The sequence below is a fragment of the Amycolatopsis sp. NPDC005961 genome, from assembly GCF_040629235.1.
GTDB classification, from domain to species: domain Bacteria; phylum Actinomycetota; class Actinomycetes; order Mycobacteriales; family Pseudonocardiaceae; genus Amycolatopsis; species Amycolatopsis camponoti.
In genome coordinates this window covers 216,013-234,397 of the sequence record NZ_JBEXVF010000003.1, presented here as the reverse complement: position 1 = coordinate 234,397, position 18,385 = coordinate 216,013, and the positions used below count along the sequence as shown (strand labels likewise).

General features: G+C 72.0%; 16 protein-coding genes. 9 read left to right on the top strand and 7 right to left on the bottom strand.

Going from position 1 to position 18,385, the window contains the following annotated elements; translation table 11 throughout:
- Positions 1 to 136 precede the first annotated feature (136 nt).
- From ABZ342_RS04520 to ABZ342_RS04495, 6 genes are all read left to right on the top strand, one after another.
- Positions 137 to 1,483, top strand: coding sequence for a ferredoxin reductase family protein (locus tag ABZ342_RS04520; RefSeq protein WP_155547258.1), 1,347 nt, complete (start codon positions 137 to 139; stop codon positions 1,481 to 1,483).
- Between the two features lie 12 nt (positions 1,484 to 1,495).
- Positions 1,496 to 1,951 (top strand): FMN-binding protein, encoded by a 456-nt coding sequence (locus ABZ342_RS04515; protein ID WP_360468680.1) that lies wholly within the window; start codon positions 1,496 to 1,498, stop codon positions 1,949 to 1,951.
- On the top strand, positions 1,948 to 2,727 hold the full coding sequence (locus tag ABZ342_RS04510; RefSeq protein ID WP_360468678.1) for an FAD:protein FMN transferase: 780 nt from the start codon (positions 1,948 to 1,950) through the stop codon (positions 2,725 to 2,727). Before ABZ342_RS04515 ends, ABZ342_RS04510 begins: the two co-directional genes overlap by 4 nt.
- A gap of 63 nt (positions 2,728 to 2,790) precedes the next feature.
- Positions 2,791 to 3,171: a VOC family protein gene (locus ABZ342_RS04505; protein WP_360468676.1), complete on the top strand. Its 381-nt coding sequence runs from the start codon at positions 2,791 to 2,793 to the stop codon at positions 3,169 to 3,171.
- Positions 3,168 to 3,992 carry a class I SAM-dependent methyltransferase gene (locus tag ABZ342_RS04500; protein ID WP_360468674.1) on the top strand — a complete coding sequence of 275 codons (825 nt, stop codon included), beginning with the start codon at positions 3,168 to 3,170 and terminating at the stop codon, positions 3,990 to 3,992. The genes ABZ342_RS04505 and ABZ342_RS04500 overlap by 4 nt, the downstream gene beginning before the upstream one ends.
- A gap of 13 nt (positions 3,993 to 4,005) precedes the next feature.
- Positions 4,006 to 4,989, top strand: a complete 984-nt coding sequence (locus ABZ342_RS04495; protein ID WP_360468672.1) for an asparaginase — start codon at positions 4,006 to 4,008, stop codon at positions 4,987 to 4,989.
- 5 nt (positions 4,990 to 4,994) lie between these two features.
- Here the strand turns inward: ABZ342_RS04495 and ABZ342_RS04490 are convergent, their stop codons facing one another.
- From ABZ342_RS04490 to ABZ342_RS04480, 3 genes are all read right to left on the bottom strand, one after another.
- Positions 4,995 to 5,474: a cysteine dioxygenase family protein gene (locus tag ABZ342_RS04490; protein ID WP_155547257.1), complete on the bottom strand. Its 480-nt coding sequence runs from the start codon at positions 5,472 to 5,474 to the stop codon at positions 4,995 to 4,997.
- Positions 5,475 to 5,664: 190 nt separating this feature from the next.
- Positions 5,665 to 6,681: an NAD(P)H-dependent glycerol-3-phosphate dehydrogenase gene (locus ABZ342_RS04485; RefSeq protein WP_360468669.1), complete on the bottom strand. Its 1,017-nt coding sequence runs from the start codon at positions 6,679 to 6,681 to the stop codon at positions 5,665 to 5,667.
- Positions 6,681 to 7,400, bottom strand: a complete 720-nt coding sequence (locus ABZ342_RS04480; RefSeq protein WP_360468667.1) for a lysophospholipid acyltransferase family protein — start codon at positions 7,398 to 7,400, stop codon at positions 6,681 to 6,683. Before ABZ342_RS04480 ends, ABZ342_RS04485 begins: the two co-directional genes overlap by 1 nt.
- Before the next feature lie 187 nt (positions 7,401 to 7,587).
- Here ABZ342_RS04480 and cofC point away from each other — a divergent pair, with 187 nt between their 5' ends.
- The 3 genes from cofC to ABZ342_RS04465 are packed head-to-tail and all read left to right on the top strand — an operon-like array spanning position 7,588 to position 11,567.
- Positions 7,588 to 8,199, top strand: coding sequence for a 2-phospho-L-lactate guanylyltransferase (gene cofC, locus ABZ342_RS04475; protein WP_360468665.1), 612 nt, complete (start codon positions 7,588 to 7,590; stop codon positions 8,197 to 8,199).
- A 42-nt stretch (positions 8,200 to 8,241) separates the two neighbouring features.
- Positions 8,242 to 10,617 (top strand): RNA degradosome polyphosphate kinase, encoded by a 2,376-nt coding sequence (locus ABZ342_RS04470; protein WP_196425504.1) that lies wholly within the window; start codon positions 8,242 to 8,244, stop codon positions 10,615 to 10,617.
- Complete coding sequence (locus tag ABZ342_RS04465) at positions 10,614 to 11,567, top strand: NUDIX hydrolase (protein WP_360468663.1); 954 nt, start codon at positions 10,614 to 10,616, stop codon at positions 11,565 to 11,567. The genes ABZ342_RS04470 and ABZ342_RS04465 overlap by 4 nt, the downstream gene beginning before the upstream one ends.
- Positions 11,568 to 11,715: 148 nt before the next feature.
- On the opposite strand, the gene ABZ342_RS04460 is transcribed toward ABZ342_RS04465, so the two are convergent.
- The 4 genes from ABZ342_RS04460 to leuC all read right to left on the bottom strand — a co-directional run bounded on the left by ABZ342_RS04460 (position 11,716) and on the right by leuC (position 18,276).
- Positions 11,716 to 14,571, bottom strand: a complete 2,856-nt coding sequence (locus ABZ342_RS04460; RefSeq protein ID WP_360468661.1) for a BTAD domain-containing putative transcriptional regulator — start codon at positions 14,569 to 14,571, stop codon at positions 11,716 to 11,718.
- A gap of 664 nt (positions 14,572 to 15,235) precedes the next feature.
- Positions 15,236 to 15,967 carry an HU family DNA-binding protein gene (locus ABZ342_RS04455; RefSeq protein ID WP_360468659.1) on the bottom strand — a complete coding sequence of 244 codons (732 nt, stop codon included), beginning with the start codon at positions 15,965 to 15,967 and terminating at the stop codon, positions 15,236 to 15,238.
- Positions 15,968 to 16,206: 239 nt separating this feature from the next.
- The gene (gene leuD / locus ABZ342_RS04450; protein ID WP_155545121.1) at positions 16,207 to 16,809 is read right to left on the bottom strand and encodes a 3-isopropylmalate dehydratase small subunit; all 603 of its coding nucleotides are present in this window, start codon (positions 16,807 to 16,809) and stop codon (positions 16,207 to 16,209) included.
- A gap of 33 nt (positions 16,810 to 16,842) precedes the next feature.
- Positions 16,843 to 18,276 (bottom strand): 3-isopropylmalate dehydratase large subunit, encoded by a 1,434-nt coding sequence (leuC, locus tag ABZ342_RS04445; protein WP_360468657.1) that lies wholly within the window; start codon positions 18,274 to 18,276, stop codon positions 16,843 to 16,845.
- Positions 18,277 to 18,385 lie beyond the last annotated feature (109 nt).

Here is an 18,385-nt window from a genome sequence, read left to right as displayed (position 1 = left end):
CTCCCGGCGCGCGGGCGAGCGGCGACCGGTGACCCGGGCCGACAGGAATCCGACAGCCGTTACCCAGACTCGCCACAGGCTCCGTGGCGAAGCTGGCCTTCGTGAACCGAAACCGAAGGGGATCCGTGTGACCAGCATGACGCAGACCGCCGAGGCCACGCGCCCGGCGATCCGCCCCCGGATCGCCGCGAAATCCGGCCTCTTCCTCTTCCTGGGCGCCAACGTGGGCGCCGTCACGGTGCTCTTCGCCCAGGCCGGGCTGTCCCAGAACGTGCTGATCAGCATCGGCAGGCTCGCCGGGATGTACGGCGCGCTGGCGATGGCCACGCAGCTGCTGCTGGTGGCCCGGTTGCCCTGGCTGGACCGGCGGATCGGGATGGACCGGCTCACGACGTGGCACCGGTGGACCGGCTTCACGATCCTCTGGACCCTGCTGGCGCACCTCGTGTTCATCGCGTTCGGGTACGCGGAGGTCTCGAACAAGGGCGTCGTCGACGAGCTGGTCGAAATGGCGAACACGCTCGAAGGGATCCTGCGGGCCCTGGTCGCGTTCGCCGTGATCCTCATCGTGGGCGCGGCTTCGGCGAAGTTCGCGCGCAAGCGGCTGGCCTACGAGACGTGGCACTTCATCCACCTCTACACCTACGCCGCCATCGTGCTGGCGTTCACGCACCAGATCGCGCTCGGGACGTCGTTCGCCAGTGCCCCGACGGCGAAGGCCTACTGGTGGACGATGTGGCTGGGCGCCGGCTTCGCCGTGCTCGCCGGGCGCGTCGTGCTCCCGCTGTGGCGGAACCTGCGCCACCAGCTGCGCGTCACCGCCGTGGTTTCCGAGGCGCCGGACGTGGTTTCGGTCTACATGACGGGCAAGCACCTCGACAAGATGCCGGCGCGCGCGGGCCAGTTCTTCCTGTGGCGGTTCCTCACGAAGGACCGCTGGTACCAGGCCAACCCGTTCTCGCTGTCCGCCGCGCCCGACGGGCGCACGCTGCGCCTGACCGCGAAGGCGCTCGGCGACTCCAGCGCGTCGCTGCGCAGCCTGCGCGTCGGGACGCGGGTGTTCGCCGAAGGCCCGTACGGCGCGTTCACGACGATCCACCAGCAGCGGCCCAACGCGCTGCTCGTGGCGGGCGGCGTCGGCATCACGCCGATCCGGGCGCTGCTGGAGGACATCGACGGCCACGTCGTCGTCCTCTACCGGGTGCGCACGCAGGCCGACGCGGTCCTGTTGCCCGAGCTCAACGGGCTCGCCAAAGCCCGTGGCGCGGTGGTGAGCGTCCTCACCGGATCGGACCAGGCGGTCGGCCCGCGCGGGGCGATGCTCGGCCCGGCGAACCTGCACATGATGGTGCCGGACGTGCACGAGCGGGACGTGTTCGTCTGCGGCCCGCCGGGGATGACGTCGGCGGTGCTGCGCAGCCTGCGCGAGCTGCGCGTGCCGAAGGCCCAGGTCCACGCCGAACGCTTCAGCCTCGCGGCCTAAGGGGACAGCCCAGTGAAACGGACCATCTTCGTCGTCGCGCTTTCGGTCGCGGGGTTCATCGCGGTCTGGCGGTTCGAGCCGGGGCCGGTGCACAACACCGCCGTCGCCGCGCCGCCGCCGAGTATCGCCGCACCGTCGACCGCCCCCGCTCCGCGGGCTTCGACGGCACCGTCCACCACGTCCACTCCGGACAGTGCGAACGCGACAGTCACGACCCAGGGTTCCGCGGAGTCCAGCAACTACGGGACCGTCCAGGTCGAGGTGACGTTCACCGGCTCCCGGATGGTGGCGGTGACGCTGCTGCAGGCTCCCCACGACGGCCGCGCGCTGACCGCGTTGCCGCGGTTGCAGGAGGAAGCCATGAAAGCGCAGAGCGCCGACATCGACACGATCACCGGGGCGACCGAGACGAGCGAGTCGTACAAGACGTCGCTGCGGGCGGCCATCGACGCCAGGGGCAACAGATGACCACGCGCGTCGAGCAGGTGATGGGCCTGCCGATCTCCCTCGACCTGCGGGACGACGGCGACTTCGCCGAGATCGTCGACGAGGTGTTCGCCTGGTTCCGCGACGTCGACGCCCGGTTCAGCCCGTTCAAGGCGGACAGCGAGGTCAGCCGCTACGACCGCGGCGAGCTCACCGCGGCCGAGCTGACCGACGACCTCCTGGAGGTCCTGGAGCTCTGCGCGTACTACGAGCAGCTCTCCGGCGGCGCGTTCCGCGCGCGGCTGCCCGGGCGCGGGCTCGACCCGTGCGCGGTGGTCAAGGGCTGGGCGGTGCAGCGCGCCGCCGACATGCTCAAGGCCGAGGGCGCGACGACGTTCTGCCTCAACGCCGGCGGCGACGTCGTCACGGCGGGCGAGCCGGAACCGGGACGGCCGTGGCGGGTCGGCATCCGCCACCCCGAGCAGCCCCTGGCCGTGTGCGCGGTGCTGGAGTCGCGCAACGGCGCGATCGCGACGTCGGCGGCCTACGAGCGCGGCTCGCACATCGTGGACGGCCGTTCGGGAACACCGGCGACCGGGCTGATGAGCGTCACCATCGTGGCCGGCGACCTGGTCACGGCCGACGCGCTGGCCACCGCGGCGTTCGCGATGGGCGCCGAGGGCATCACCTGGGCGGCCGACCGGCCGGACTGCGAGATCCTGATCGTCGACGACAGCCGGCGCGTGCACCGGACGGCCGGGCTCGCGCTGGCTTCCGGAGAAGCGGGACATCCTCGCGCGAGCGCTCGGGCGTCCTGAAATCGGTTCGCCCTCCTCCGGCGGCTCGGCCAGACTCGACGGCACCCGATCCTGAGGAGTGCCATGCCGTCGTCCGTCCTGCACGTGTCCGTCGACTGTGCCGACCCCTACAAGCTCTGCCAGTTCTGGAGCGAAGTCACCGGGAAGCCGGTCCCCGACGAGGACCAGCCCGGGGACGATGAGTGCGGCATCGGTCTCGAAGGCGGCATCGACCTGCTGTTCCTGCGCGTCCCCGAACCGAAGACCGTCAAGAACCGCCTGCACGTGTGCCTGCAGCCGGACGTCCTGCGCGACGAAGAGGTCGAGCGGATCCTGGGCTTGGGCGCGACGCTGGTGAACGACCTCCGCAAGCCCGACGGCACCGGCTGGGCCGTGCTCGCCGACCCGGAGGGCAACGAGTTCTGCGTCCTGCGCAGCGCCGCCGAACGGGCAGCGACGTCGTGACGGACTCGTTCGCCGTCAACAAGGCCAACTGGGACGAACGCGCGGCGCTGCACGCGGCTTCGCCGGAATCCAACTTCGCGGCCATCGCGGCCGACCCGGCGTACCTGAGCGGCGTCGTGCGGTTCGACCGGCCGCGCCTGGGCGACCTCACCGGGCTGCGCGCGGTCCACCTGCAGTGCCACATCGGGACGGACACCGTTTCGCTGTCCCGGCTGGGCGCTTCGATGACGGGCCTGGACTTCTCGGGCGCGGCGCTGACGGAGGCGCGGCGGCTCGCGTCCGCCGCCGGCGCTTCGATCGACTTCCACGAGGCGAACGTCTACGACGCCGTCGAAGTGCTCGGCGCGGGGCGGTTCGACCTGGTCTACACCGGGATCGGCGCCCTGTGCTGGCTGCCTTCGATCGCGCGGTGGGCGTCGGTCGTAGCCGGTCTCCTGCGGCCCGGTGGCCGGCTGTTCGTCCGCGAAGGGCACCCGATGCTGTGGGCGCTCGACGAAACCGCGGACCCGGCGTGGCCGCGGTACCCGTACTTCGAGCACGCCGAACCGCTGGTGTTCGACGAGCCCGAGACGTACATGAAGGTCTCGCGGAAGCTGGAGAACAGCATCAGCCACTCGTGGAACCACTCCCTCGGCGAGATCATCACGGCGCTGCTGGACAACGGCCTGACGCTGACCGCGTTCACCGAGCACGACAGCGTCCCGTGGAACGCGATCCCCGGGCAGATGACGCACGACGAGGCCACGGACGAGTGGCGGATGACGGACACGCCGTCGCGGGTCGCGGCGAGCTACACGCTCCAGGCGGTCAAGGGCGGCTGAATAGGGTGGCGACATGGCTCGTCCCTTGATCGCCGTCGCCACGCTGGGCGGCACCATCTCGATGGCCCCCGTCTCCGGCGAGGGTGGCGCCGTCCCCCGGCTCGGCGCGTCGGAACTGCTCGGTGGCCTCGGCGACCTCCCGATGGACGTGCTGGCCGAGACCCTGGCCGGAATCGGCAGCGCGTCGATGGACTTCGCGACGCTGCTGCGGTGCCGCGAGTGGGGGCTGCGGCAGGACGCCGACGGGTTCGTCGTCGTGCAGGGCACCGACACCCTGGAGGAGACGGCGTACTTCCTGGAGCTGGGCTGGCCGTCGGAGGTCCCGGTGGTCGTCACCGGGGCGATGCGCAACGCGGGCCTGCTCAGCCCGGACGGCCCGGCGAACCTGCGCAACGCCCTGACGGTCGCGGCCGACCCGCGCAGCCGCGGGCGGGGCGTGCTGGTGACGCTGAACGACGACGTCCACGCGGCGCGGTGGGTGCGGAAAGCGCATTCGAGCCACCTGGAGGCGTTCTCATCGGCGCCGGCGGGGCCGCTCGGCATGGTCGTCGAGCGGGCGGTGCACTGGTTCCACCCGTCGCCGCCGCGGCTGCCCGCGTTGCCGGGCACGGACTTTTCGGGGCTGGTGCCGGTGGTGGAATCCGGCCTCGACGACTCGGGCGCGGTGCTCTCTCACGCCGCTTCGCAGCCTGGAGTGCGCGGAATCGTGCTGGCGGCGACCGGCGCCGGCCACGTGTCGGCCGGCACGGCCGACGTGGTGGCCCGGCTGGTGACGTCGTTGCCGGTGGTCGTCGCTTCCCGGACGGGCGCGGGCCCGACGCTGCGGTCGACGTACGGCTTCCCCGGCTCGGAGTCGAGCCTGATCGCGATGGGCGCGACGATGGCCGGCTGGCTGGACGCGCGCAAGGCCCGGATCCTGCTGCACACGCTGCTCGCGGGCGGCGCGGACCGGGAAGCGATCGAGCGCGAGTTCCGGGCCCGCGGCGTCCTGGACTGAATGGTTCAGTCCAGGACCGGGCCGCCGAGCGGGTCCAGGTGGTACGAGCGCATCTCGCGCTCGGCGTCGCGGTAGACGTGGATCGAGATCGCCGGGTCCGGGCCGTCGTTGCGCACCTCGTGCACGTACCCCGGGCCGAACACCCGTGACTGCCCCGCCGACAGCGCGTGCAGCTCGGTGATCGCGCGGCCGTCCGGCGCGCGGCGGGCCACCGCCTCCGTCAGATGACCGCTGACCAGCGTGAATGCGCCACTGGCGAACGCGTGGTCGTGCAGGTCGGTGCGCTGGCCGGGCAGCCAGCTCATCAGCCAGACCTCCTGCCGCTCGTCCTTCTCGACGAGCGTGGCGAACCGCTCGTCGGGGTCGTAGCGCAGCAGGTGCTTCCAGCGGTCGCGGTCGGCGGCGACCTCCAGCGCGACGCGCACGGGGTGGCGCAGCGCGGGGTTCTCGGGACGCAGCAGGGTGTTGTCGGGAACGGCGAACATGAGGTCCTCACGGAAGAGAAAAGGGGTGTCGAACTGGGGCCGGGGCGGGGTTCACCGACAACAGCGACACGCGCACATGACGGCGCGGAGACCCGTAAGGCCCCGCAGCTCAGTCATCTCGCACGCGAACATGGCGCTCAGCGTTCCCTACCGTGCCGGCCCGGTCAAGACGTCCCACCTGCCGGGAGGGTCAGGACCACTCGTGCTTCTGCGAGCGGCCCAGCAGCTCGGCGCCGGCCTGCCGCGGGTCGACGCCCTCGTGGCAGACGCGGTGCATCGCGTCGGTGATCGGCATGTCGACACCGACGCTCATGGCCAGCGCCCGGATCGACGAGCACGACATGACACCCTCGGCGACCTGCCCGCCGCCCGCCGCCTGCGCCTGTTCGAGGGTCTCGCCGCGACCGAGGCGCTCGCCGAACGTCCGGTTGCGCGAAAGCGGCGACGAGCACGTCGCGACCAGGTCGCCGACGCCGGCGAGCCCGGCGAACGTCAGCGGGTCGGCGCCCAGCTTCGCGCCGAGGCGGGCCATCTCGGCCAGGCCGCGGGTGATGAGCGTGGCCATCGTGTTGGTGCCGAGGCCGAGACCCGCGGCCATGCCGGTGCTGAGCGCGATGACGTTCTTGCACGCGCCACCCAGCTCGCAGCCGACGACGTCGGTGTTGGTGTACGGGCGGAAGTAGGAGTTGGCGCAGGCGCGCTGGATCGCGACGGCACGTTCGTGGTCGGCGCAGGCGAGCACCGCCGCGGACGGCTGCCCGGCGGCGATTTCCTTGGCCAGGTTGGGCCCGGTGACCACGACGACCTCGCCGGGGTCGATCCCGACGATCTCCCCGATGACCTCGCTCATCCGCTTGAGCGTGCCGAGCTCGACGCCCTTGGCGAGGCTGACGAGGACCGCGTCGGGCGGCAGCAGGGGGCGCCACTCCGAAAGGTTCGCCCGCAGGCTCTGGCTGGGCACGGCCAGGACGACGGCTTGGGCGTCTTCGAGCGCCTTCGCGGGGTCGCTGGTCGCGGTGATGTTCTCCGGCAGGCCGACACCGGGCAGGTAGGCGCTGTTGACGTGCCGCTCGCGGATGTCGGCGGCGACCTCTTCGCGGCGCGCCCACATCGTGACGTCGCGACCGGCGTCGCCGAGCACCTTCGCGAAGGCGGTGCCCCACGAGCCGGCCCCGAGCACGGTGACCCGCTGGACGTCGGCGCGCATCAGACGGGGTCCCCCGGCTTCGCCGTCGGCGGTTCTTCGTGGCGGATCTCGCCGAGCAGGCGGGTCACCTCGTCCATCATGACCTTGGTGACCTCCCGCAGCTTCGACGCGCTGCGCGTGTTGCCGCCGCGGTAGGCGGAGAGATCGATCGGGTCGCCGATCGAGTGGGTGATCGTCTTGCGCGGGAACGGCGTGAACTTCTTGGTGTAGCCGTTGAAGATCTGGTTGGTCCCCCAGCGCGCGATGGGGATGATGGGGACGTCGTTCTGCAGCGCGAGCCGCGCGGCGCCGGTGAAGGACTCCTTCGGCCAGCCGGCGGGGTCCTTGGTGATGGTGCCCTCGGGGTAGATGACGACGATCTTGCCTTCTTCGAGGGCCTGGTGGGCGGCCTTGAGGCTGTCCCCGGCGGCGGCCGACCCGCGCGAGACGGGGATCTGCCCGGCCCCGACGAAGATCTTCCCGAAGACCGGGGTGCGCGTCAGGCTCTCCTTGCCGAGGAAGCGGGGAACGCGCTTCTGCCGGTGCACGAAGACGGCGTCGACGACCGGGTCCAGGTGCGAGATGTGGTTCATGACGAGCAGCGCGGGGCCCTGCCGGGGGATCTTCTCGGCCCCGACGTAGACCCGCCGCCCGATGGCGGTGAGCGGGTAGAACAGTACGGCGGCGAGCCCAACCCAGAAGCCGCCCTTCTCACGCCGGGCCACGATCTCCTCCTCCACACGTCACGTCCGCCCCAGATCCTGCCGCGCCGGGGTGAGAGCAGTCCAGGGAGGGTGCCTTCGCCGAGGTCGAGGCGGTGATCGGGGGGTGCCGGCGAGTCCGGGCGACAGGGCCTCCCGGCCGGGCCCACCGTCCGAACCCGGCGGTCGGCGGCACCCACCCGCCGGTTCGGGTAAAGATGGACGGGTGGACGTGGACCTGGTCGTGCCGATGAAACACCCCCGAGACGGCAAGTCGCGGCTGCGTGGCGCCGTCGAGGCCGATCGGCACCCCGGCCTCGTCCTCGCCCTCGCCGCCGACACCCTCGCCGCCGTCACCTCGGGTGCGCACGTGCGGCGCGTCCTGCTCGTCGCCGCCGATCCCGATTCCGTCGCCGAGCTCGCCCAGCTCGGGGTCGAGATCGTCCGCGAACCTGCCGAGAAAACCCTGAACTCCGCGTTCCGCCACGGCGCGGAGCTCCTCCGGCGAGACGATCCCGGCTCCGTCGTCGGCGCCCTCCAGGCCGACCTCCCGGCCCTGCGCGCCGGCGACCTGGCCGACGCCCTCGCCGAAGCGGCGGGGCAGCGCGCCTTCGTCGCGGACCGGCAGGGCACCGGCACCACCCTCCTGCTGTCCGCGCCCGGCGCGCCCCTCGACCCGCACTTCGGCCCGGGCTCGGCGCGAAAACACGCCGGCTCCGGGGCCGTTCCGCTGAAAAACCCGCTCCCGAGTCTCCGCAGCGACGTCGACACCCCCGAAGACCTCGCCCACGTGCGCGCGCTGGGTGTCGGGAAACACACCGCGGAGCTGTTCATCTGACCTTCACCGCGCCCTGCGCAATTCGGCCGGGCTTAGTGAAGAATGGGGGCCGTGAGCACAGACGACGGCGGAACACCCGCACCGCGGAGGCGACGGAACCCGGCGGACGGATCTTCGGAGGCGGCGAAGAAGACCACCACCGCCCGGGCGAACGCGGCCAAACCGGCCGCCGCCAAGAAGGTCCCGTCGAAGTCGACCGCGCGCGACACCGCCGCCCGTGCCAACGCCGGGAAGCCGAGAACCCGCAAGAGCACCGCCGCCGCGGCCACGCCCCGGCGCCGCGCCAGCGAGCGCCCCGGCGAGGAGTTCCGCGCCGGCCCGTCGGCGCCGCCCGCGGTCACCACGGCCCCGACAGCCACCGAGACGCTCCCGGATGACCGGTACTTCAACCGCGAGCTCTCGTGGCAGGACTTCAACGCCCGCGTGCTCGCGCTGGCCGAGGACGAGTCGCAGCCGCTGCTCGAACGGACGAAGTTCCTCGCCATCTTCGCGTCCAATCTGGACGAGTTCTACATGGTCCGCGTCGCCGGCCTGAAGCGCCGCGACGAGACCGGCCTCCTCGTGCGCAGCGCGGACGGGCTCACCCCGCGCGAGCAGCTCGACTACATCGCCAAGCGCAACCAGGACCTGGTCGAGCGGCAGACCGGCGCGTTCGAGAAGCACCTGCGCCCGCAGCTGGCCGAGCACGACATCCACATCGTCGGCTGGGCCGACCTCTCCGGCGCCGACCAGCTCCGGCTGTCCAGCTACTTCTCCGAGCAGATCTTCCCGGTGCTGACGCCGCTGGCCGTCGACCCGGCGCACCCGTTCCCGTACATTTCGGGCCTTTCGCTCAACCTGGCGGTCACGGTCCGCGACCCGGAGGGCGGCACCGAGCGCTTCGCGCGGGTGAAGGTGCCGAGCAACGTGCCGCGCCTGATGCGCGTCGAGACCGAGCGGACCAGCCGGACCGCGACGTTCCTGCCCCTCGAAGAGCTCATCGCGGCGCACCTCGGCGAGCTGTTCACCGGGATGGACGTCACCGAGCACCACGTCTTCCGCGTCACCCGCAACGCCGACTTCGAGGTCGACGAAGACCGTGACGAAGACCTCCTGCAGGCCCTCGAGCGCGAGCTCGCGCAGCGCCGGTTCGGCCCGCCGGTGCGCCTCGAGGTCGCGCAGGACATGAGCGAGCACATGCTCGAACTGCTGCTGCGCGAGCTGGACGTCGACCCGGCGGACGTCGTCGAGGTGCCCGGCCTGCTCGACCTGACCTGCCTGCACCAGCTGTCCAGTGTGGACCGCAAGGAGCTGAAGGACCGGCCGTTCGTGCCGGCGACGCACCCCGCGTTCGGCGAGCGCGAGACGCCGAAGAGCGTCTTCGCGACGTTGCGCGAGGGTGACGTGCTGGTGCACCACCCGTACGACTCGTTCTCCACGAGCGTGCAGCGGTTCATCGAGCAGGCGGCGGCCGACTCGAAGGTCCTCGCGATCAAGCAGACGCTGTACCGGACGTCGGGCGACTCCCCGATCGTCGACGCGCTGATCGACGCCGCCGAGGCGGGCAAGCAGGTCGTCGCGCTGGTGGAGATCAAGGCGCGCTTCGACGAGCAGGCGAACATCACCTGGGCGCGGACGCTGGAGCGCGCGGGCGTGCACGTCGTGTACGGCCTGGTCGGGCTGAAGACGCACTGCAAGGTGTCGATGATCGTGCGCCAGGAGGGCTCGACCATCCGGCGCTACTGCCACATCGGCACCGGCAACTACAACCCGAAGACCGCGCGGCTCTACGAGGACATCGGCCTGTTCACCGCCGACCCGAGCATCGGCGCCGACGTCACCGACCTGTTCAACGTCCTCACCGGCTACTCGCGGCAGGACACCTACCGGACGATCCTCACGTCGCCGCACGGCATCCGCCGCGGCATCGTGCGCGCGATCGGCGAAGAGATCGAACTGGCGCGGGCCGGCCAGCACGCCGGCATCCGGATCAAGTGCAACTCGCTGGTCGACGAGCAGATCATCGACGCGCTCTACCACGCGTCGCAGGCCGGGGTGCCGGTCGAGATCGTGGTGCGCGGGATCTGCACGCTGAAGCCGGGCGTCGAAGGGCTTTCCGAGAACATCCACGTCCGGTCGATCCTGGGCCGGTTCCTGGAGCACTCGCGGATCTTCAACTTCCGCGCCGGCGGCACGCACTGGATCGGCAGCGCGGACATGATGCACCGCAACCTGGACCGGCGGATCGAGGCGCTGGTGCGCGTCAAGGACCCGAAGCTCACCGCGCAGCTCGACAACATCTTCGACTCGGCACTGGACCCGGCGACGCGGTGCTGGGTGCTGACCGCGAGCGGCGAGTGGTCGCCGTTCCCGGCCGACGGCTCGCGCGTGCGTGACCACCAGCTGGAGCTGGCGAAGCTGCACGGGGCCGCCGGATGACCCAGGAGGTACGGGCGGCCGGCGCGGTGCTGTGGCGCGGCGTCGGGAAGGCGACCGAGGTCGCCTTGGTCCACCGCCCGCGGTACGACGACTGGTCGTTGCCCAAGGGAAAGCTCGACCCCGGCGAGACGACCGCCGAAGCCGCCGTGCGCGAAGTGCGCGAGGAGACGGGGTTCGAGGCGGTCCTCGGCCGCTACCTGACCCGGACGGCGTACCCGGTGCCGGCGCGCACCGGCTCCGGCACGGTCCCGAAGACGGTCGACTACTTCAGCGCCGAAGCGGTGTCCGGCGCGTTCGCCGTGAACGACGAGGTCGACGAGCTGCGCTGGCTCGACCCGACGGCCGCGGAGAAGCTGCTGACGCGGCCGGAGGACGTGCGGGTGCTGCGCGCTTTCTGCGAGGTGCCGGTGGGCCTGACGACGCTGGTGCTGGTGCGGCACGCGAAGGCGGGCAAGCGCGACGACTGGACGGGCGACGACGACCTGCGGCCGTTGTCGGAGGCGGGGCTGCGGCAGGCATCGGCGTTGCGGCGGGTGCTGGCGTTGTACGGTCCGGACCGCGTGCTGGCGGCGCCGCGGCTGAGGTGCGTGCAGACGGTGCACGGCATCGCCGAGGACACCGGTATCGAGGTGCGGCACGAGCCGCTGCTGTCGGAAGAGGGCTACTGGCCGGACCCGGTACTGGGCCTGGCGCGACTGCTGGCGGTCGCGGGCGACGGCGGGACGCCGGTGGTGTGCAGCCAGGGCGGAGTGATCCCGGACCTGGTCAGCGCCCTGGCCGACCGCGACGGAGTAGAGCTCCCGGCCGCCCGCGGCGGCGTGGTCCCGAGCAAGAAAGGCTCGTTCTGGGTCCTGTCGTTCCGACCACCGACGGCGGAGGAGGGCCCGGTCCTGCTGGCGGCCGACTACCACCCGAGCGCACTGCCGGCCCCTTCCCCGACCCGCTCCTGAGCCGGTTGTCCACACACCGGCGGTGATGTGGACAGCCACCGCTTGGCGGCTTTCCCGGCTTTGCGTCGGCCACCCCCGCCGCCGCAAGACAGCGCCGTGACAGTCGATCTTGGTGTACTGGATCCGGGTCCCGCTGGGCTGCGCCGGGCTAGGGGTACGGCGCATCCCGGGACGGGGGCCCGTCTGTCGGCACCGTCGCCAGCAGGGCCCGGATCTCCGGGATACGCGGGTCGCCGAGGCGCTGGCAGACGGTCAGCGCCTCGGCCCAATGCTCCCGCGCCTCCGCGTCCCGGCCGGTGCGGAGCTTCAGGCGGCCGAGCGTGATCCGGACGTCGATCGTGCCGTAGTCGGCGTTCAGCTCCTTCAGCTCGGCGAGCGCTTCCAGGCCCGCCTTCTCCGCTTCGTCCTGCCGCCCGGCGCCTTCGAGTGCTTCGGCGACGTTTCCCAGCGCCAGCGCCGCGTGGTAGCGGTCGCCCAGGTCGGCGAACGCCTGGTGCGCCGCCTGGGCGGCTTCGGCGGCGTTGTCGTAGTTGCGCAGGCCGATGCGGCTCGCGCTCACATTGAGCAGCGCGTGCGGCACGAACGTCCGCTGGCCGTGGTCGCGCGCGAGACGAACCGCCTGGAGGGCGTAGCGCTCGGCTTCGGCGTACTCGGCCCGGACGTAGTACGCGCCGGACAGGTTGGAGAGGATCGCCACCGCCAGTGCCGTGCCGTCGCCCGCTTCGGATGCCGCGCGCGCCTCCTCCAAGGCTTCCAACGCCTTGTCGGGCTGGAGCGTGCGCAGGTAGGCCGAGCCGAGGTTGTTCGCGCTGTACTGCAGGCCGGTGTTGTCGCCCGCGTCGCGAGTGGCCGCGACCGCCGTCCGTGCGGTCGTGATCCAGTCGTCGCGGTCGTGGCGTTCGGCGAAGAACCCTCGCAGCAGCCAGGCGAGCTTCCACGCGTGGGCGGTGAAGCCGTTTTCGGCGGCGACGCCGACGAGCGCGGTGAGGGCGGTGCGCTCGGTCGTGTACCAGGCGATCGTCTGCTCGTGCTGGGTGAACCGGACGGCGGGCACCGGCGGGGCGCCGAGCGTGATGTCGTCGGTGAGCAGGTCGGGACGGACGAGCTTGGTCCCCTCGGCGACGCTCGCGAGGTACCAGTCGAGGAGCCCGCGCCGCGCGGCCGCGCGTTCGGCCGCCGTCGTCTCGGTTTCGACCAGCTCGGCGGCGTAGACGCGCAGGAGGTCATGGAACTGGTAGCGGTCGGTGCTGGGCTGGTTGAGCAGGTGCGCGGCGGCGAGCTGGTCGGCGAGCTCGCGGGCCTCCCGCAGGTCCGCCCCGGCCAGCGCGGCGGCCGACGACAGGCTGAAGCCGTGGCCGGGGTGCAGGCCCAGCAGCCGGAAGAAGCGCGCGGCGGCCGGGCGCAACGCCTTGTACGACCACGAGAACGCGGCCCGCAGGTCGGTGCCGGCGTCCTGCGGGTCGCGCAGGGTGTCGAGCCGCAGCCGCTGGTCGCGCAGCTCCTCGACGATCCCCGCGAGCGACACGCCGGAAAACCGCGACGCGCGTTCCCCGGCCAGCGCCAGCGCGAGCGGGAGACGGCCGCAGAGCTGGACGAGCTCGGCGACGGCGTCGGGTTCGGCGGCGAGGCGCTGCGGTCCGACGCTGCCGGCGAGCAACGCCGTCGCGTCCTGGTCGTCGAACGAGCGCAGGGCGATCCGGCGGGCGCCGTCGCGCGCGACGATGCCGCGCAGCTGGTTGCGGCTGGTCACGACGACGAGGTTGCCGGGGCCGGGCAGCAGCGGCCGGACCTGGTCGGCGTCGCGGGCGTTGTCGAGCAGCATGAGCGTGCGGCTGCCGGCCAGCCTGCTGCGCAGGAGCGCCGAGCGTTCCTCCACTGTGGAAGGCAGCGTCTCGGCCGGTTCGCCGAGGGCGCGGAGGAACCCGGCCAGGGCGGCCTCCGGGGTGACGGGCGTGTCTGCGGAGTGGCCGCGCAGGTCGAGGAACAGCTGGCCGCCGGGGAAGCGGTCGCGGACGCGGTGCGACCAGTGCACGGCCAGCGACGTCTTCCCGACGCCGGCGGTGCCTTCGATGACGACGATGCCGGACGCGCCGCCGGGCGGAAGGCGGTCCAGTTCGGCGAGTTCGGGACCGCGGCCGGTGAACCCGGGGACGTCGAAGGGCAGTTGCCGCGGCACAGTGTGCACTGCCGGCTCGGTGTCGGCGGTGAGCAGTTCGGCGTGCAGGCGGCGCAGGTCCTCCCCCGGCTCGACGCCCAGCTCGTCGGCCAGCAGCGCGCGAAGCCCGGCGTAGCGGGCCAGCGCTTCGGCGCGGCGGCCGGACCGGGCCAGGACGCGCACCAGCCGTTCCCACAACGACTCCCGCAGCGGGTGCTGGGCGACGAGGTCGGTCAGCTCGGCGACGAGCCGGGCATCGGGGACGAGCCCGGCGTCGAGGTCGATGCGCTGCTCGACGGCGAAGAGGTACCGCTCGGTCAGCAGCGGGCCCCATTCCGCGGCCAGCGCGGGGGAACCGACGCCCTCGAGGGGCGCCCCGCCCCAGGCGGCGAGCGCGGCAGTGAGCAGGCCCCGGCGACGGGCGGGTTCCGTCGCGGCGGCGGCCTGGTCGAGGGTGCGGAGGAAGCGCAGGGCGTCCACCCGGGACGGGTCGACGACCAGCCGGTACCCGTCCGGTTCGGTGACGACGGTTTCTTCGCCGCACAGCCGGCGCAGCCGCATGACGTAGGTCTGCAGGCTGCCGCGGATGTGCGCGGGCGGCTCCTCGCCCCAGACGCCGCGCGCGAGCGCGTCGATCGACACCAGGCGGCCCGCGGACAAGGCCAGCGTCGCGAGCAGCGCGCGCTGCCGGGAACTGGTCAGCACGACCGGCGAACCGCCGGCGATCACCTGGAACGGGCCGAGTAGCCGGATGTCGATGGTGGTCGCCCCCAGGTTCGCACGCCGCGGGGCACCGCCGGACGCGGACCCCGAGGAGGGCAGCGTGGCATCACTCGGCCGGGCGCTCAAGCAACTTTGCGAAATTGGGCGGAACCGGTCCCGGGGTGATCGGGTGCTCCGAGCGGGTGGTGCACGGGTCCCGTTCGGACGGCCGATCTTGGCAGTGAGTAACGCCGGCGCGAGCCGAACGGTCACCAGTCGGCTCGCGTACCCGAAGGGTCGGTTGGCTTACCTGGGCAGTCGGTTGGCGAGCCCCCTCCGAGCGCTCGAGCCGACTCCCGAGAGGTGGGCCGAACTCCCGGACATAAGAGGCAACTTTCCTGGGCGGCGCGAGCCGACTCTCCGGGCACGCAAGCCGACCGCCTGCGCACGCGAGCCGACCGCCCGGGCACGCAAGCCGACCGCCTGCGTACGCGAGCCGACCTCCCGGGCAGGCGAGCCGACTTTCTGGGCGGGCCAGCCGAGCCTCTGCGTACGCGAGCTTTCGGGAGGTGCTTGCTGACCTTCGGGCGCGCGAAGCGACTCCCGTTCCCCGCGAGTAAGCGAGTGCGACCCGGCTCCCCGGGACACCGGCCGTCCGCGCCGGATCGCTTCTCCCCACCGGGCCCGGAAACGTGGCAGGGCCCCGCGCACCGCACGGGGCCCTGACCGGAAAGTCGCACGCCCAGCAGGGGTAACCCCCCAGGGGACCCCCGATTTCACGTTACCGCAGGGGTCCGACAATTTCGGGCGGTCAGCTCTTCTTCGCCGTCGAGGTGCGCCGGGCCGGCGCCTTGGCGGCCGTCGTCTTGGCGGCAGCGGCAGGCGCCTTGGCAGCAGGCGTCTTCCGGGCCGTCGCCGGCTTCGCCGCCGTTGTCGTCTTCGCCGCCGTCGTGGACTTCGCGGCCGTCGTCCTCCGGGTCGTCGTGGCCTTCGCCGCCGTCGTCGGCTTCGCGGCCGCCGGCTTCGCCGCAGTCGAGCGGGCTGGAGCCGCCTTCGCCCGGGTCGTGGTCGTCTTCGGGGCTGCCTTCGACGCTGTCGCGCGCGTTGTCGTCGCCGGCTTGGCCGCCGTCGCGCGGGTCCGCGTTGCCGTTGCCCGAGCGGCCGCCGGCTTCGCCGCCGCCGCGCGGGGCGTCGTCGCCCGCGTCGTCGTCGATGCGCGCGTACCTGCCGTCGCGCGCTTGACCGGCGCGGCCTTGGCCAGCTTCTTCGCGCCGGAAATGACGTCCTTGAAGGTGGTTCCCGCGCGGAACGCGGGCACGTTGGTCTTCTTGACCTTCACGGCCTCGCCGGTCCGCGGGTTCCGGGCCGTCCGCGCCGCGCGGGCGCGCTTCTCGAACACCCCGAAGCCGGTGATGTTGACCTTTTCGCCTTTGTTGACCGTCCGGATGATGATGTCGACCAGACCGTCGACCGCCTCGGAAGCGGCCTTCTTGTCGCCCAGGCGCTCCGTCAGCGCCTCGATCAGCTGGGCCTTGTTGGCCATTCCAGTCCTCCAAGAAGGAAGTCTTCGTCCACGGCCGCGGAGGGCCGACTAGCGACACGGTATTACCAAGGCAGCACAAATTCCAGACGGGACGCGGAATCCTTCCCTTGCCGGGGGACGGGTTCCGCCTCGCGATGCGGCCCCGAAAGCGCCGCCGGAGGTCCGTCTGGTGTCGTGTCGAAAGCCGGTCGAGACGGGCGGGACCCCTTGGGAAGCAAGGAATCCCGCCCCGAGAAGAACTAGCCCGCGGCGACCGGCGTCGTCGTCGGCTTCCAGGACGGGCGGGCCGCCTCGAAGCCGTCGATCTCACCGGCATGGCGCAACGTCAGAGCGATGTCGTCGAGACCTTCGAGCAACCGCCAGCGGACGTAGTCGTCGATCTGGAAGGGCGCGGTGAAGTCCTTGGCCCGCACGGTCTTGGTCTCGAGGTCGACCGTGACCTCGGTGCCGGGCTCGTTTTCGAGCAGCTTCCAGAGCAGCTCGACGTCGTGCTGCTCGCACTGCGCGGCCACCAGGCCGCCCTTGCCGGAGTTGCCGCGGAAGATGTCGGCGAACCGGGCGGAGATGACGGCCCGGAAGCCGTAGTCCATCAGCGCCCAGACGGCGTGCTCGCGGGACGAGCCGGTGCCGAAGTCCGGGCCGGCGACCAGCACGCTGCCGCTCTTGAACGGCTCGGTGTTGAGGATGAAGTCCTGGTCACCGCGCCACGCGGCGAACAGCCCGTCCTCGAAGCCGGTCCGGGTCACCCGCTTGAGGTAGACCGCCGGGATGATCTGGTCGGTGTCCACGTTGGACCGGCGCAGCGGGACGCCGACGCCGGTGTGCTGGGTGAACGGTTCCATGGTGGGAGCTCCTCTCAGGAGGTCGGCAGCAGGTCAGCGGGCGGCGGTCAGCAGGTCTTCCGGCGACGACAGCGTGCCTCGCACGGCCGTCGCGGCGGCGACCAGCGGCGACACCAGGTGCGTCCGGCCGCCCTTGCCCTGCCGGCCCTCGAAGTTGCGGTTCGACGTCGACGCGCTGCGTTCGCCCGGCTTCAGCTGGTCCGGGTTCATGCCCAGGCACATCGAGCAGCCGGCCTGGCGCCACTCCGCGCCCGCGGCGGTGAAGACCTCGTCGAGGCCCTCCTCCTCGGCGGCCTTGCGGACCCGCATGGAGCCGGGAACCACCAGCATGCGGACCGAGTCCGCCACCTTCCGCCCGCGCAGCACCTCGGCCGCGGCCCGCAGGTCCTCGATCCGGCCGTTGGTGCAGGAGCCGAGGAAGACGGTGTCCACCGAGATCTCCCGCAGCGGCGTCCCGGGCTTCAGGTCCATATAGGACAGGGCCTTTTCAGCGGCGATGCGGTCGTTCTCGTCCGGGATCTGCTCCGGGTCGGGCACGTCGGCGCCCAGCGGGAGGCCCTGGCCGGGGTTGGTGCCCCAGGTCACGAACGGCGTCAGCGCGCTCGCGTCGAGGTGCACCTCGGCGTCGAACTCGGCGCCGTCGTCGGTGCGCAGCTGCCGCCAGTTCTCGACCGCCGCGTCCCAGTCGGCGCCGCTCGGCGCGTGCGGACGGCCCTTCAGGTACGCGAACGTCGTCTCGTCCGGAGCGATCATCCCGGCGCGCGCGCCGGCCTCGATCGACATGTTGCAGACGGTCATCCGGGCTTCCATCGACAGGGCCTCGATGGCCTTGCCGCGGTACTCGAGGATGTAGCCCTGGCCGCCGCCGGTGCCGATCTTGGCGATCACCGCGAGGATGATGTCCTTCGCCGTGACGCCGGGGCGCAGCTCGCCGTCGACCGTGATCGCCATGGTCTTGAACGGGCGCAGCGGAAGCGTCTGCGTGGCCATGACGTGCTCGACCTCGGACGTGCCGATGCCGAAGGCGATGGCGCCGAACGCGCCGTGCGTCGAGGTGTGGCTGTCGCCGCAGACCACGGTCATGCCGGGCTGGGTCAGGCCGAGCTGCGGGCCGATGACGTGCACGATGCCCTGCTCGGCGTCACCCATCGGGTGCAGCCGGACACCGAACTCCTTGCAGTTGCGGCGAAGGGTGTCGACCTGCGTGCGCGAGACCGGATCGGCGATGGGGAGCTCGATGTCGACGGTCGGGACGTTGTGGTCCTCGGTCGCGATGGTGAGGTCGGGGCGGCGCAGCGGCCGGCCGGCCAGGCGGAGGCCGTCGAAGGCCTGCGGGCTGGTCACTTCGTGCAGCAGGTGGAGGTCGATGTAGAGCAGGTCCGGTTCGGCGCCTTCCCCTCGGCGCACGAGGTGGCTTTCCCACACCTTCTCCGCCAGTGTGCGGGCCTTGCCGGTCGGGCTGGTCATCTCCGGCTCCTTCCACGGTTCGACGTCGGAACTCGGGCGCGCACCGCGGGGGCGAATGCGAGCCGCGAAGGAGGAGCGCAGCTCGAGTTCAGGGTTTCCCAGATGCTGG

Bases quoted from the DNA above. Each gene is read 5' to 3' on its own strand.
- ABZ342_RS04520 (WP_155547258.1), top strand. From the start codon at position 137: ATGACGCAGACCGCCGAGGCCACGCGCCCGGCGATCCGCCCCCGGATC.
- ABZ342_RS04510 (WP_360468678.1), top strand. From the start codon at position 1,948: ATGACCACGCGCGTCGAGCAGGTGATGGGCCTGCCGATCTCCCTCGAC.
- ABZ342_RS04505 (WP_360468676.1), top strand. From the start codon at position 2,791: ATGCCGTCGTCCGTCCTGCACGTGTCCGTCGACTGTGCCGACCCCTAC.
- ABZ342_RS04495 (WP_360468672.1), top strand. From the start codon at position 4,006: ATGGCTCGTCCCTTGATCGCCGTCGCCACGCTGGGCGGCACCATCTCG.
- ABZ342_RS04490 (WP_155547257.1), bottom strand. From the start codon at position 5,474: ATGTTCGCCGTTCCCGACAACACCCTGCTGCGTCCCGAGAACCCCGCG.
- ABZ342_RS04485 (WP_360468669.1), bottom strand. From the start codon at position 6,681: ATGCGCGCCGACGTCCAGCGGGTCACCGTGCTCGGGGCCGGCTCGTGG.
- ABZ342_RS04470 (WP_196425504.1), top strand. From the start codon at position 8,242: ATGGGGGCCGTGAGCACAGACGACGGCGGAACACCCGCACCGCGGAGG.
- ABZ342_RS04465 (WP_360468663.1), top strand. From the start codon at position 10,614: ATGACCCAGGAGGTACGGGCGGCCGGCGCGGTGCTGTGGCGCGGCGTC.
- ABZ342_RS04455 (WP_360468659.1), bottom strand. From the start codon at position 15,967: ATGGCCAACAAGGCCCAGCTGATCGAGGCGCTGACGGAGCGCCTGGGC.
- leuD (WP_155545121.1), bottom strand. From the start codon at position 16,809: ATGGAACCGTTCACCCAGCACACCGGCGTCGGCGTCCCGCTGCGCCGG.
- leuC (WP_360468657.1), bottom strand. From the start codon at position 18,276: ATGACCAGCCCGACCGGCAAGGCCCGCACACTGGCGGAGAAGGTGTGG.